Source organism: Klebsiella sp. 141162 (assembly GCF_050600755.1).
In the GTDB taxonomy this organism is placed as follows: domain Bacteria; phylum Pseudomonadota; class Gammaproteobacteria; order Enterobacterales; family Enterobacteriaceae; genus Klebsiella; species Klebsiella aerogenes.
The window spans coordinates 88,804-103,875 of record NZ_JAQIRI010000007.1; the positions used below are offsets into that span (position 1 = coordinate 88,804).

Below are 15,072 nucleotides of genomic sequence, written 5' to 3' on the forward strand. Positions count from 1 at the left end.
TTCACGCTCCTGTGAGACAGCAGTTTGTAGGGTAAATGCCCGATACCGCGAGGGCAGCATAGCAGGATTTTTGAAGGGTGTTAATCTGTTTACAAAAAAGCAACATTAAAATTTAGCTGAATCGTTAAGGGCAGGATATTGCAGGCTTTCTGTTCAAATGCTGGTAGATAAATTTATTTCTGTTACAGATTTAATGTCAGGATCCCAACAAAAATCAAAAAAAACAATATCGTCTTCATATACTCCCCTAACGTACCGTTTTCGCCGATACTTTAGCGAGATGGGTAACATTTCTGTGTCAGGAGCTTCCATGTCACTACCGTTCAAACCCCATATTATCGCCCTGCTCTGCAGCGCAGGCTTACTCGCAGCGGCAGGAACGCTCTATGTTAAAAGTCGTACCCCAGAGACTATCGCGGAAGCGCCGGTGACGGCACAGCCCACAACGGTACCCGCGCCGGCGTCCCCGACTGCGCCGGCGGCGGGACAAGCGGTCACAGCCACCTACACACAGGCGCAAATCGACCAATGGGTCGCGCCAATCGCGCTCTATCCGGACAGTTTACTCTCGCAGGTACTGATGGCCTCCACCTATCCGGACAACGTTATGCAGGCGGTACAGTGGTCGCAGGATAACCCGTCGATGAAAGGCGACGCGGCCGTTCAGGCCGTTGCCAGCCAGCCGTGGGATCCGAGCGTCAAATCCCTCGTCGCCTTTCCCGCCCTGCTGGCAATGATGGGCGAAAATCCGCCGTGGGTGGAAAACCTTGGCGACGCATTTTTAGCCCAACCCCACGACGTCATGGACTCCGTACAGCGCCTGCGCGCCATTGCCCAGCAAACCGGGACATTAAAATCCACGCCGCAACAGAAAGTGACCGTCACGGCCGCGGCGCCAGCCTCTTCGAGGTCATCGAATAGCAGCGCGGTATCAACCTCGACAACCTCAACGGCTTCTCCAGCGCCTTCGCAGATCATCAAAATTGAACCGACCAACCCGCAAGTGGTATACGTTCCAAGCTATAACCCTTCGACCGTCTACGGCAGTTGGCCGAATAGCGCCTATCCCCCGGTCTATCTGCCGCCGCCTCCCGGAGAGCAGTTCACCGATAGCTTTGTCAAAGGTTTTGGCTACAGTCTTGGCGTCGCCACCACCTGGGCGCTCTTCAGCAGCATCGACTGGGATGATGATGACCATCATCATGATGACGATTACCATCACGGCGGTTACCAGCACAATGGCGATAACATCAATATTAATGTGAATAATTTCAACCACATTACCGGGCAGAACCTACCGGGTAACCGCGTTAACTGGCAGCATAACCCCGCCTATCGCGGCAACGTGCCTTATCCGAATAATAATGTCGCCCAGCGCTATCATCAGACCAATGTGCCCGGCGGACTCAGCGCGACCCAGCATGCGCCGGTCGATCGCAACGCTCAACGGCAAGCGGCGATGACGCAGCTTCAGCATCCCAACGCGCCAGCAGCCAGCGCAGGCACGCTGGCGGCCACTAGCGCCTCGCGCGATGCGCAGCGTCAGGCGGCCTCTCAACAATTGAAGCAGGCCACCCAGCGCAGCAGCTACCGTGGCTACGACAGCACGCCGACACCTGCCAAACAGCAGCGTCGCGAAGCGGCGAAAACGCAGTTGCAACACCCAACGCCGCAGCAGCAACAGCATCGCGAGGCCGTGAAGAGCCACGTGCAAAATCCTACGCCTCAGCAACAACAGCGCCGTCAGCAGATTCACTCCGCGACGCCGGCCCAGCGTCAGCAAGCGGTAAGCACGGCCCGCGCCAATGCCTTAAGCGGCAACGAAAGTCGCTCCCCCTCCTGGCAATCGCAGCAGGCGCGCGGGCTGCAAAGCCGTAATATTTCCGGCTTGAGTAGCGAACAGCGCGGCGCCGCCAGAGAGCGCCTTTCCGAACACCATGAATTGCGTCGTCGCTGAGGATGAGCAGATGAGAAAACCATTACAGATCGCCCTATTAACGCTAATGCTGTCGCCGCTCGCCGCCTTCGCCCAGCAACAGTTTCCCACGCCGGAGAAAGCCGCAAGCGCGCTGGCCGATGCGCTCAATCATCGTGATAAATCCGCGCTCAATAATCTGCTCGGCGATAACTGGCAGCAGTTTTTACCCACCGATGGTATTGATCCCAATGCCGTCGACCGCTTTCAGCGCGACTGGCAGGTGAAACACGTCATTGTGCAGCAGGGTAATAACGCCTGGCTTGATGTCGGCAGTGAAGCGTGGCGATTGCCAATTCCGATTGTCAAAGATGAACAGGGCTGGCGATTTGATATGGCGGCCGGGGAAGATGAAATTCTCACACGCGCCATCGGCCGCAATGAACTGTCGGCAATTGCCGCCATGCACGCCTACGTTGATGCCCAGCAGGATTACTATCAACTGAATCATCGCTGGGCGCAAAAAATCATCAGCAGCGAAGGCAAAAAAGATGGTCTGTACTGGCCAACCTCACCGGGCGAAACGCCAAGCCCGCTGGGGCCGGCCTTTAGCCCGACTGAGCCCGGCGCCGGTTATCATGGCTACCGTTTCCGCATTATCGCCGATAGCGATAGTCAAGGCGTCGCCTTACTGGCATGGCCGGTAGAGTGGGGAGAAACCGGGGTGATGAGCTTTATGATCGATCAGAACGATAAGGTCTGGCAGGCAAACCTGGGCGAAGAGAGCGCGACGAAAGCGCAGGCAATTACGCATTTTGCCCCCGATTCAGCGGCGGGATGGCAGCCGGTCAATCAATAAAAAAATGCCCGGTTGCGCAATAGCAACCGGGCACTCTCTGGTGCTTAGCCCTGGTGCGGCATCAGCTCCGGATAACCGGCAAAAGCAGGTTTCTGACTGGTCAGCGCCGCTTCATCCGAGCTGATGCTCCCGGAATTCGCCGCCCACACCCCTTCATTCGTCTTCGTCACCAACTGATGCTGCGCATTCAGATCCTGACCCATCGCCGCAATATGGGTACTTTCGGTACCGCCGCTGTTCGCCGCCCATGGAATTGTCGCATCAGCCGCGCAGGCCATACCGGATACTAACGTCGTGGCTAACAGCGCCGTGGTCAATAAGCGTTTCATCTCACACCTCAGATACATAATTAACTGCCTATTAGTTTACTGAGTGACTATTTTCAAAGTATGTATGAGGTGTAGCGGTTTGTGAACAGGGACATAGTTCTAAACATTAGCGATAAAAAAAGCGGCTCTTAGAGCCGCTTACGCATTTTTAGCTGAAAGAAAAAGTTACTTTTTCTTCGCTTTCGCGTTTGGCAGGTCGGTAATGCTACCTTCGAAGACTTCTGCCGCCAGGCCAACAGACTCGTGCAGAGTCGGGTGAGCGTGGATAGTCAGCGCGATGTCTTCAGCGTCGCAGCCCATTTCGATAGCCAGACCGATTTCACCCAGCAGCTCGCCGCCGTTGGTGCCGACAATCGCGCCGCCGATAACACGGTGGGTCTCTTTGTCGAAGATCAGTTTGGTCATACCGTCTGCGCAGTCGGAAGCGATAGCACGGCCGGAAGCAGCCCACGGGAAGGTGGCGGTTTCGTAGCTGATGCCTTTCTCTTTCGCTTCTTTCTCAGTCAGGCCAACCCATGCTACTTCTGGCTCGGTGTAGGCGATGGACGGGATCACTTTCGGATCGAAGTAGTGTTTCAGGCCGGAGATAACTTCTGCGGCAACGTGACCTTCGTGTACGCCTTTGTGCGCCAGCATCGGCTGACCGACGATATCGCCGATAGCAAAGATGTGCGGCACGTTGGTGCGCATTTGTTTATCAACGCGAATGAAGCCGCGATCGTCAACTTCCACGCCGGCTTTGCCTGCGTCGAGGTTTTTACCGTTCGGCACGCGGCCGATAGCTACCAGCACCGCGTCGTAACGCTGCGCTTCCGCCGGGGCTTTTTTGCCTTCCATGGAAACGTAAATACCGTCTTCTTTTGCTTCAACGGCAGTCACTTTGGTTTCCAGCATCAGGTTGAATTTCTTGCTGATACGCTTGGTGAAGACTTTAACCACGTCTTTGTCGGCAGCCGGGATAACCTGGTCGAACATTTCAACCACGTCAATCTCTGAACCCAGCGCATGGTATACGGTACCCATTTCCAGACCGATGATACCGCCGCCCATAACCAGCATGCGTTTCGGTACAGATTTCAGTTCCAGAGCGTCGGTGGAATCCCAAACGCGCGGATCTTCATGCGGGATAAACGGCAGCTGAATCGGACGGGAGCCCGCCGCGATGATCGCGTTGTCGAAGTTAATCACGGTTTTGCCGTTTTCGCCTTCAACTTCCAGGGTGTTAGCGCCGGTGAATTTACCCAGACCGTTAACCACCTTCACTTTACGACCTTTGGCCATGCCAGCCAGACCACCGGTCAGCTGAGTGATGACTTTTTCTTTCCAGGTGCGGATCTTGTCAATGTCGGTTTTCGGTTCGCCGAAAACGATGCCGTGTTCGGCCAGCGCTTTCGCTTCTTCGATAACTTTTGCAACGTGCAGCAGTGCTTTAGAAGGGATACAACCCACGTTCAGGCAAACGCCGCCCAGCGAGCTGTAACGTTCTACGATGACGGTTTCCAGACCTAAATCAGCGCAACGGAAGGCTGCAGAGTAGCCTGCAGGACCTGCCCCAAGTACCACGACCTGAGTTTTGATTTCAGTACTCATCATGACCTCTGTAATTTATATCCGGCGGGTCTGACGCTTTTATTATTACGCCCAAGTCCACCGGGACGTTCTATCCGCGTGTATTTTACAAAATTGTTAACAATTTTTAAACAACAAACGGCAAACGATTTTGTCCTTTGTTGCTGATAATCCCCAACAGCCTGAGGTTATCAGAAAAAAGCCGGCCGTCAGGCCGGCTTTTTCGCTTACATCACCAGGCGGCGAATGTCGCTCAAGGTGTTGTTAATGATGGTAATGAAGCGGGCACCATCAGCACCGTCGATGACGCGGTGGTCGAAGGACAGAGAGATCGGCATCATCAGACGCGGAACGAACTCTTTACCATTCCATACCGGCTCCATCGCGGACTTAGACACGCCCAGGATGGCCACTTCCGGCGCGTTAACAATCGGCGCGAAGTGGGTAGTACCCAGGCCGCCGATGCTGGAGATGGTGAAGCAACCGCCCTGCATTTCGCCAGCAGTCAGCTTGCCATCGCGCGCTTTCTTCGAGATGGTGGTCAGCTCGCGAGACAGCTCGGTGATGCTCTTCTTGTTCACGTCTTTAAAGACCGGAACCACCAGACCGTTCGGAGTATCTACCGCCACACCGATGTTGATGTATTTCTTCAGCGTCAGGCGCTGACCGTCTTCGGACAGCGAGCTGTTGAAGCGCGGCATCTGCTCAAGCGCAGCGGCAACGGCTTTCATGATGAAGACCACTGGGGTGAATTTCACGTCCAGTTTGCGCTTCTCAGCTTCGGCATTCTGCTGCTTACGGAACGCTTCCAGATCGGTGATATCGGTTTTGTCGAAGTGCGTAACGTGCGGGATCATCACCCAGTTACGGCTCAGGTTAGCACCAGAGATTTTCTGGATACGACCCAGTTCCACTTCTTCGATTTCGCCAAACTTGCTGAAGTCAACTTTCGGCCATGGCAGCATGCCCGGCAGACCGCCGCCTGCGGCAGCAGCCGGTGCGGATTCAGCGCGTTTAACCGCTTCTTTCACGTAAGCCTGAACGTCTTCGCGCAGGATACGACCTTTACGGCCGGTCCCTTTCACTTTCGCCAGGTTTACGCCGAACTCGCGCGCCAGGCGGCGAATCAGCGGAGTCGCGTGAACGTAAGCTTCGTTTTCAGCGAATTCGGTTTTACCTTCTGCTTTCGCAGCCGGCGCGGCAGCTTTCTGAGCCGGTGCAGGTGCAGCAGCCGGTGCCGGTGCCGCAGCCTGAGCCGGAGCAGCAGCAGGCGCAGCGCCTTCCACTTCGAAGACCATGATCAGAGAGCCGGTAGACACTTTATCGCCGGTGCTGATTTTGATCTCTTTAACGGTACCCGCGAACGGCGCCGGAACTTCCATAGAAGCTTTGTCGCCTTCGACGGTGATCAGTGACTGCTCAGCGGCAACTTTATCGCCGACTTTTACCATCACTTCGGTGACTTCAACTTCGTCGCCGCCGATATCCGGTACGTTAACATCTTTCACGCCAGCCGCAGCAGCCGGTGCCGCTGCAGCCGGAGCGGCAGCCTGTGCCGGAGCGGCTGCAGGCGCAGCGCCCGCCACTTCGAAGATCATGATCAAGGAGCCGGTGGACACTTTGTCGCCGGTGTTGATTTTGATCTCTTTAACGGTACCCGCGAACGGCGCCGGAACTTCCATAGAAGCTTTGTCGCCTTCGACGGTGATCAGGGATTGCTCAGCGGCGATGGTGTCGCCCACTTTAACCATGATCTCGGTGACTTCAACTTCATCGCCGCCGATATCCGGTACGTGAACTTCTTTCGCTGCGCTTGCCGCCGGCGCTGCTGCCGGTGCCGGAGCAGCTGCTTTCTCTTCCTGCGCAGGTGCAGCGGCTGCTGCCCCCTCGGCGGAATCGAAAATCATGATCAGTTTGCCAGTCTCGGTTTTGTCGCCGACGGAGACTTTAATCTCTTTCACGACGCCAGCCTGCGGAGACGGAACTTCCATAGAGGCCTTGTCGCCTTCTACGGTGATCAGCGACTGTTCAGCTTCCACTTTGTCGCCAACTTTGACCAGGATCTCGGTGATTTCAACTTCATCAGCCCCGATGTCCGGTACTTTGATTTCGATAGCCATTATTCTCTTACCTCTTACGCCAGACGCGGGTTAACTTTTTCTGCATCGATGTCGAATTTAGCAATGGCGTCAGCCACAACTTTCTTATCGATTTCACCACGTTTAGCCAGTTCGCCCAGCGCCGCAACGACCACGTAGGAAGCATCGACTTCGAAGTGGTGACGCAGGTTTTCACGGCTGTCGGAACGACCGAAGCCATCGGTACCCAGTACGCGGTAGTCATCAGCCGGTACGTAAGTACGAACCTGCTCGGCGAACAGTTTCATATAGTCAGTGGATGCCACAGCCGGAGCGTCGTTCATCACCTGAGCGATGTACGGTACGCGCGGAGTTTCCAGCGGGTGCAGCATGTTCCAGCGTTCGCAATCCTGGCCATCACGCGCCAGTTCGGTGAAGGAGGTGACGCTATACACGTCAGAACCCACGCCGTAGTCTTTCGCCAGGATCTGCGCTGCTTCACGAACGTGACGCAGGATAGAACCGGAGCCCAGCAGCTGAACTTTACCTTTGCTACCTTCGAGGGTTTCGAGTTTGTAGATACCTTTACGGATACCTTCCTCGGCGCCTTCCGGCATGGCCGGCATGTGGTAGTTTTCGTTCAGCGTAGTGATGTAGTAGTAAACGTTCTCTTGCGCTTCGCCGTACATACGTACCAGACCGTCATGCATGATGACAGCGACTTCGTACGCGTAAGACGGGTCGTAGGAGATGCAGTTCGGGATAGTCAGCGACTGAATGTGGCTGTGACCATCTTCGTGCTGCAGACCTTCGCCGTTAAGCGTAGTACGACCGGAAGTCCCGCCGATCAGGAAGCCGCGAGCCTGCTGATCGCCAGCCGCCCAGCACAGATCGCCGATACGCTGGAAGCCGAACATCGAGTAGTAGATGTAGAACGGAATCATCGGCAGGTCGTTGGTGCTGTAGGAGGTCGCAGCAGCCAGCCAGGATGCGCCTGCGCCCAGCTCGTTAATACCTTCCTGCAGAATCTGGCCTTTCTCGTCTTCTTTGTAGTATGCAACCTGCTCACGGTCCTGCGGGGTGTACTGCTGGCCGTTCGGGCTGTAGATACCGATTTGACGGAACAGACCTTCCATACCGAAAGTACGCGCTTCATCGGCGATGATCGGCACCAGACGATCTTTGATCGACTTGTTCTTCAGCATCACGTTCAGGGCGCGAACGAAAGCGATAGTGGTAGAGATTTCTTTGTTTTGCTCTTCCAGCAGCGCGCTGAAGTCGGCCAGGGTCGGCAGCTCCAGTTTTTCAGTGAATTTCGGCTGACGAGTCGGCAGGTAGCCGTTCAGCTTTTCACGTTGAGCGTGCAGGTAAGTGTGCTCTTCGGAACCTTCCGGGAAGGTTACGTACGGCAGTTTTTCGATATCGGCATCAGCCACCGGCACGTTGAAACGATCGCGGACGTAGCGAACGCCGTCCATGTTCATTTTCTTAACCTGGTGCGCGATGTTTTTACCTTCCGCGGTGTCGCCCATACCATAACCTTTGATGGTATGCGCCAGAATCACGGTCGGCTGGCCTTTGGTTTCCTGCGCTTTTTTCAGTGCAGCGTAGACTTTCTTCGGATCGTGGCCGCCACGGTTCAGGGCCCAGATCTGCTCGTCAGTCCAGTCGGCAACCAGTGCGGCGGTTTCCGGATATTTACCGAAGAAGTGCTCACGAACGTAGGCGCCGTCTTTGGATTTGAAGGTCTGGTAGTCGCCGTCAACGGTTTCGTTCATCAGCTGAATCAGCTTACCGCTGGTGTCTTTACGCAGCAGCTCATCCCAACGACCGCCCCAGATAACCTTGATAACGTTCCAGCCAGCACCACCGAAGATGCCTTCCAGTTCGTTAATGATTTTACCGTTACCGGTGACCGGGCCGTCCAGACGCTGCAGGTTGCAGTTGATGACGAAGACCAGGTTATCCAGTTTTTCACGGGTCGCGATGGTGATAGCGCCTTTAGATTCCGGCTCATCCATCTCGCCATCGCCCAGGAAGGCGTAAACAGTTTGCGCAGAGGTGTCTTTCAGACCACGGTGTTCCAGATATTTCAGGAATTTAGCCTGATAGATAGCGCCCAACGGCCCCAGACCCATCGATACGGTCGGGAACTGCCAGAATTCCGGCATCAGTTTCGGGTGCGGATAAGAGGACAGACCATTACCGTGAACTTCCTGACGGAAGTTGTTCATCTGCTCTTCAGTCAGACGACCTTCCAGGAAGGCACGTGCATATACGCCCGGAGAGATGTGGCCCTGGAAGTAAACCAGGTCGCCGCCGTCTTTCTCAGTGCGCGCACGGAAGAAGTGGTTGAAGCAGACTTCGTAGAAGGTAGCGGAAGACTGGTAGGATGCCATGTGGCCACCCAGTTCCAGATCTTTCTTCGATGCGCGCAGAACGGTCATGATGGCGTTCCAACGGATCGCTGAACGAATACGGCGTTCCAGCTCCAGATTGCCCGGGTATTCCGGTTCATCTTCAACGGCAATAGTGTTGACGTAATTATGCGCTGCCGCACCGGCCGCTACTTTCACGCCGCCTTTGCGGGCCTCAGAAAGAAGCTGGTCGATCAGATACTGAGCACGCTCAACACCTTCTTCACGGATGACCGATTCGATCGCCTGTTGCCAGTCGCGAGTTTCGATCGGATCCACGTCATTCTGGAAACGTTCTGACATGGGGGTATTCCTTATCTATCTAATCGTTGATTTAACTGGAACCTGTCCCATTGAACTCTTTAGTGTTTCACTCTGATGAACAACCAAAAATTCAATAAGACAGGTTCTGCGTTTAGTTGCCGCGCTCTAAAAAATGGCGCTTAAGAACCGGAGTTCTCGTCCTTTCGTTGCTGTAAACGACGCAATGAACGTTCTCTACGACTCTGTTCACGGCTACGATCCAGCAAAATTTCCTCAATGAACGCCAGGTGACGGTGCGACGCCTCACGCGCCTGCTCCGGCTCCCCGGCCATTATCGCCTCGAAAATGCGAGTACGATGGTTGCTGACCAACGGGAGCATTTCCCGGCGGGCATACAGCAATTCAAAGTTCTGACGAACGTTCTGTGCCAGCATCGGCTCCATACACCTTAGCAGATGGAGCAACACCACATTGTGCGCCGCTTCGGTGACGGCGATTTGGTACTGGACGACAGCGCCGGATTCGGCGTCGAGGTCGCCGGACTGTTGGGCCCGCTCAATGGCTTGATGCAGTTCGCGAATACGGTCGCGATCTTCATCATTGCTGCGCAGCGCCGCGTAATAAGCCGCGATGCCTTCCAGCGCGTGACGGGTTTCCAGCAAATCGAATTGGGATTCAGGGTGGTCGGACAGGAGCTCGACCAACGGGTCGCTAAAGCTCTGCCACAGGCTGCTTTGTACAAAGGTTCCACCGCCCTGGCGACGAAGCAACAGGCCCTTGGCTTCGAGGCGTTGAATCGCCTCACGGAGCGAGGGACGGGAAACGTCGAACTGTTTTGCCAGTTCGCGTTCAGGCGGGAGTTTTTCACCGGGGCGCAACGTCCCCTCAAGAATCAGAAACTCCAGCTGCTGCTCTATCACATCAGAAAGTTTTGGTTGGCGGATCTTGCTGTAGGCCATATTCCCTGTCTCTGCCATTCGCCCGGAGTCAATTGGTCTTACCAATTTAAAGTTCGTAGCGCTAAAGTAACAAAGTATTCACCTCCTGTCCATACAGGTTTTGATTGAAATCAGTAAACCTGGCCTTTTTTAACAACCTTACAGAAATAACGTTTCAGAAATGTAACCTTGCACAAAACTTACATTTACCCAGCAAGGGGTAGCATTAACTTTATATAAACGAAAAATTACGCTTTCTGAACCGATTCAAGAAGCAAAAAAGTGCATTTATAAACCAATAAAGTGAATAGATAACCAATTAAGGGTAGCGGCGGCGGTGGTAAGAAAAAATGACAAACGGTGTCTTTTTGTTCGTTCCGTCATCATCCCTTCATAAAGCAGGTGCATTCGCACGCCCTTACCATTATTCTTCATCAGGCGAAAGGTCTTTGAGGGAATTTCCGCTTTGCTTTCCGTAAAGAAATCAATACAAAAATGGAATTTCATAATTACACAAACACAACAATGTGTGCGTTGCGTCACTCGGGTAAAAACTGGCCTCAAACGCCTTGAAATTAGCTAACTATGCTATTTGGCAGAGACGGACAGCAAAGCAGCAACCTGAAGGATGAAGCGTATAAACATAATAACCACACACGAGGTTTCATGATGGAAGGTCAACAGCATGGCGATCGACTCAAGCGCGGCTTGAAGAACCGCCATATACAGCTCATTGCGCTAGGAGGCGCTATCGGTACGGGCTTATTCCTGGGTAGTGCGTCAGTGATTCAATCTGCAGGTCCTAGTATTATTCTCGGCTATGCTATCGCCGGGTTTATCGCCTTCCTGATCATGCGTCAACTCGGCGAAATGGTCGTCGAAGAACCGGTAGCCGGTTCATTCAGCCATTTTGCGTATAAGTACTGGGGCGGCTTTGCAGGCTTTGCCTCCGGCTGGAACTATTGGGTGCTGTATGTGCTTGTCGCCATGGCGGAGCTGACTGCCGTCGGCAAATATATCCAGTTCTGGTGGCCGGAAATCCCTACCTGGGCTTCGGCAGCAGTCTTCTTCATCGCCATTAACGCCATTAACCTGACCAACGTAAAAGTGTTCGGCGAAATGGAATTCTGGTTCGCGATTATTAAAGTCGTCGCGGTAGTGGCCATGATTCTGTTCGGCGCCTGGCTGCTGTTCAGCGGCAACGGCGGCCCGCAGGCGACGGTCAGTAACCTGTGGGATCAGGGCGGTTTCCTGCCGCACGGCTTCACCGGGCTGGTAATGATGATGGCGATCATTATGTTTTCCTTCGGCGGCCTGGAACTGGTGGGTATCACCGCGGCGGAAGCGGACAACCCGGAAAAGAGCATCCCGAAAGCCACCAACCAGGTTATCTACCGTATCCTTATTTTCTATGTAGGCTCCCTGGCCGTGCTGCTCTCACTGCTGCCGTGGACGCGCGTCACCGCCGATACCAGCCCGTTCGTCCTGATCTTCCACGAACTCGGCGACACGCTGGTGGCAAACGCCCTCAACATCGTAGTGCTGACCGCCGCGCTCTCGGTTTACAACAGCTGCGTATACTGTAACAGCCGTATGCTGTTCGGCCTGGCGCAGCAGGGTAATGCGCCGAAAGCGCTGCTGACCCTCGATAAACGCGGCGTACCGGTCAACACCATTATGGTATCCGCCGTAGTCACCGCGCTGTGCGTGCTGATCAACTACCTGGCGCCGGAATCGGCGTTCGGACTGCTGATGGCGCTGGTTGTCTCCGCGCTAGTGATTAACTGGGCGATGATTAGCCTCGCGCACATCAAATTCCGTCGCGCCAAGCAGCAGGAAGGCGTGAAAACACGTTTCCCGGCGCTGTTCTACCCGTTGGGTAACTGGGTATGCCTGCTGTTTATGGTCGCGGTACTGGCCATCATGCTGATGACCCCGGGGATGGCGATTTCGGTGTGGCTGATACCGGTATGGATTGCCGTTCTCGGCGTTGGCTATCTGTTTAAACAGAAAAGCGCCGGCGTCGTAAAAGCACAATAATACATCTCGTCACGCCGTGTCCGTCCTTTAGCGACGGGCACGGCGCATTGTTATCTGCTTCACACTTTCCTTCCTGTAACAGTTTTATCCATATCGATGACGGATTACTGCAACGTAATTCCCGACGCTAAGACCAATAATTCTCTCCAGACTGCAATGGAGAGTTCCAGGATGACAGGCAATAAACTTTCGCTGAAAGAAAAGATTGGCTACGGGATGGGCGATGCCGGATGTAACATTATCTTTGGCGCCATCATGTTGTTCGTTAACTATTTTTATACGGATATTTTTGGTCTTGCCCCGGCGCTGGTTGGGGTGTTGCTGCTTTCGGTGCGCGTCATCGACGCCGTCACCGACCCGATCATGGGGGCGATGGCCGACCGCACTCGCAGTAAATATGGCCGCTTTCGCCCATGGCTGCTGTGGATGGCTTTCCCCTACGCCCTGTTCAGCGTGCTGATGTTCACCACCCCGGAATGGACCTACAACAGCAAGGTTATCTATGCCTTCGTCACCTACTTCCTGCTGTCGATAACCTATACCGCGATTAACATCCCCTACTGCTCTTTGGGGACGGTGATGACATCCGACCCGCAAGAACGTGTCGCCTGCCAGTCATACCGCTTTGTGCTGGTCGGTATCGCGACGCTTCTGCTCTCGCTGACTCTGCTGCCTATGGCGGAGTGGTTCGGCGGCGCTGATAAAGCTAAAGGTTATCAAATGGCGATGACCGTATTGGCGTTCATCGGCATGTGTATGTTTTTGTTCTGCTTCGCCACCGTACGCGAGCGCATCCGCCCGGCGGTCCAAACCAACGACGAGCTGAAAAAAGATCTCAAGGACGTGTGGAAAAACGACCAGTGGGTTCGCATTTTGCTCTTAACCCTGTGCAACGTTTGCCCCGGCTTTATCCGCATGGCCGCCACCATGTACTACGTCACCTGGGTGATGGGGCAAACTACCCACTTCGCCACCCTGTTTATCAGCCTTGGCGTCGTCGGCATGATGATCGGCAGCATGCTGGCGAAAGTGCTGACTGACCGCTGGTGTAAACTGCAGGTCTTTTTCTGGACCAACATTGTACTGGCGGTCTTCTCCTGCGCATTCTACTTCTTTAATCCGCATGCCACGACGCTGATTCTGGCACTCTACTTCCTGCTCAATATCCTGCATCAAATCCCGTCGCCGCTGCACTGGTCGCTGATGTCCGACGTTGATGACTACGGCGAGTGGAAAACCGGTAAACGGATCACCGGCATCAGCTTCTCCGGCAATCTGTTCTTCCTGAAAGTGGGGCTGGCGGTCGCCGGGGCCATGGTGGGTTTCCTGCTGTCGTGGTACGGCTACGATGCCGGCGCGAAGCAGCAAAGCGCCTCGGCGCTGAATGGTATCGTGCTGCTGTTCTCTGTGATCCCCGGCGTTGGCTACCTGATTACCGCAGGCGTCGTACGCCTGCTGAAAGTTGACCGCAATCTGATGCGCCAAATCCAGAGCGATCTGGAAAAACGCCGCAGTAACTACAGCGAACTGAATGAACTCCAGGAATTGAAAACCAGTGAACACGTAAGGAAAGCCTGATGAACAACTGGCCTAACCCCTTTATTGAACAACGCGCGGACCCTTTTATTCTGCGCCATCAAGACCACTACTATTTTATTGCCTCCGTACCGGAATACGATCGGCTGGAGATCCGCCGCGCCGCTACGCTGGAAGGCCTGCGTGAAGCCGAGCCGGTGACCGTCTGGCGCAAGCCGCAAAGCGGTCCGATGAGCCAGCTGATCTGGGCACCGGAGCTCCACCACATCGACGGCAAGTGGTATATCTATTTCGCCGCCGCCCCGACCCATGACCTCGACGCCCAGGGGATGTTCCAGCACCGGATGTTCGCCCTTGAGTGTACCGACAGCGATCCGCTCAGCGGCCGCTGGCAGGAAAAAGGACAAATCGTCACCCCGTTCGATACCTTCGCCCTCGACGCCACCACCTTCTGCCATCAAGGGAAACGCTGGTATTTATGGGCGCAGAAAGACCCGCAGATCGCCGGCAATACCAATCTCTATCTGGCGGAGCTGGAAAACCCGTGGACGCTAAAAGGCGCGCCGCTCATGCTGAGCAAGCCGGAGTTCGCCTGGGAATGCCGGGGATTTATGGTCAATGAGGGGCCTGCGGTGCTGGTACACGGCGATAAGCTGTTTATCAGCTATTCCGCCAGCGCGACCGATGAAAACTACTGCATGGGATTATTATGGATCGACCGTGAAGCCGACCCGCTGGTGGCTGAAAACTGGCATAAATCCCCACAGCCGGTATTTCGTACCAGCTATGAAAACCGCCAGTATGGTCCCGGCCATAATAGCTTTACGCAAACGCCGGAGGGGGAAGATGTGCTGGTGTACCACGCGCGCAACTACACCGAAATCGAAGGCGACCCGCTGTACGATCCTAACCGTCACACCCGGCTAAAGCTGGTACGCTGGCAAGAAAACGGGATGCCCGATTTCGGCATCCCGCCTGCTGATACGCTGTAGAGAATGAACAGCAAGCCGTCCGGGATCCAACGCCAGCGCTGGGATTTTCCCTGCTTGCGCTGCGCTTAGCAGGGCTACCGCTTCTGGCTTACCGGGCCGCGGACCGTAGGCCGGATAAGCGCAGCGCCATCCGGC

10 protein-coding genes are annotated in these 15,072 nt (G+C 54.9%); 5 read left to right on the forward strand and 5 right to left on the reverse strand.

All coding sequences use genetic code 11. From position 1 onward, the window contains the following. Positions 1-310 precede the first annotated feature (310 nt). Both PGR23_RS18385 and PGR23_RS18390 read left to right on the forward strand, forming a co-directional pair. On the forward strand, positions 311-1,957 hold the full coding sequence (locus PGR23_RS18385) for a DUF3300 domain-containing protein (protein WP_316423372.1): 1,647 nt from the start codon (positions 311-313) through the stop codon (positions 1,955-1,957). 10 nt (positions 1,958-1,967) lie between these two features. Beyond that, positions 1,968-2,774, forward strand: coding sequence for a DUF2950 family protein (locus PGR23_RS18390; RefSeq protein ID WP_316423373.1), 807 nt, complete (start codon positions 1,968-1,970; stop codon positions 2,772-2,774). A 44-nt stretch (positions 2,775-2,818) separates the two neighbouring features. On the opposite strand, the gene PGR23_RS18395 is transcribed toward PGR23_RS18390, so the two are convergent. The 5 genes from PGR23_RS18395 to pdhR all read right to left on the reverse strand — a co-directional run bounded on the left by PGR23_RS18395 (position 2,819) and on the right by pdhR (position 10,390). Then, entirely contained in the window at positions 2,819-3,103 is a 285-nt protein-coding gene (locus PGR23_RS18395; RefSeq protein WP_045390053.1) for a hypothetical protein, read from the reverse strand. A 165-nt stretch (positions 3,104-3,268) separates the two neighbouring features. Then, positions 3,269-4,693 carry a dihydrolipoyl dehydrogenase gene (lpdA, locus tag PGR23_RS18400; RefSeq protein ID WP_015368220.1) on the reverse strand — a complete coding sequence of 475 codons (1,425 nt, stop codon included), beginning with the start codon at positions 4,691-4,693 and terminating at the stop codon, positions 3,269-3,271. Between the two features lie 206 nt (positions 4,694-4,899). Further along, complete coding sequence (gene aceF, locus PGR23_RS18405; RefSeq protein ID WP_045376505.1) at positions 4,900-6,792, reverse strand: pyruvate dehydrogenase complex dihydrolipoyllysine-residue acetyltransferase; 1,893 nt, start codon at positions 6,790-6,792, stop codon at positions 4,900-4,902. A gap of 14 nt (positions 6,793-6,806) precedes the next feature. Continuing rightward, positions 6,807-9,470 (reverse strand): pyruvate dehydrogenase (acetyl-transferring), homodimeric type, encoded by a 2,664-nt coding sequence (gene aceE, locus PGR23_RS18410; RefSeq protein ID WP_015368222.1) that lies wholly within the window; start codon positions 9,468-9,470, stop codon positions 6,807-6,809. A 140-nt stretch (positions 9,471-9,610) separates the two neighbouring features. Then, positions 9,611-10,390 carry a pyruvate dehydrogenase complex transcriptional repressor PdhR gene (gene pdhR / locus PGR23_RS18415; protein ID WP_015368223.1) on the reverse strand — a complete coding sequence of 260 codons (780 nt, stop codon included), beginning with the start codon at positions 10,388-10,390 and terminating at the stop codon, positions 9,611-9,613. A 645-nt stretch (positions 10,391-11,035) separates the two neighbouring features. Between pdhR and aroP the strand changes: the two genes are divergently transcribed. The 3 genes from aroP (at position 11,036) to PGR23_RS18430 (ending at position 14,937) form a co-directional block, all read left to right on the forward strand. Beyond that, entirely contained in the window at positions 11,036-12,409 is a 1,374-nt protein-coding gene (gene aroP / locus PGR23_RS18420) for an aromatic amino acid transporter AroP (RefSeq protein ID WP_396279914.1), read from the forward strand. Between the two features lie 171 nt (positions 12,410-12,580). Next, positions 12,581-13,987: a glycoside-pentoside-hexuronide (GPH):cation symporter gene (locus PGR23_RS18425; RefSeq protein ID WP_015704413.1), complete on the forward strand. Its 1,407-nt coding sequence runs from the start codon at positions 12,581-12,583 to the stop codon at positions 13,985-13,987. Then, positions 13,987-14,937, forward strand: coding sequence for a glycoside hydrolase family 43 protein (locus PGR23_RS18430; protein WP_316423374.1), 951 nt, complete (start codon positions 13,987-13,989; stop codon positions 14,935-14,937). Before PGR23_RS18425 ends, PGR23_RS18430 begins: the two co-directional genes overlap by 1 nt. The last annotated feature ends 135 nt before the right edge of the window (positions 14,938-15,072 follow it).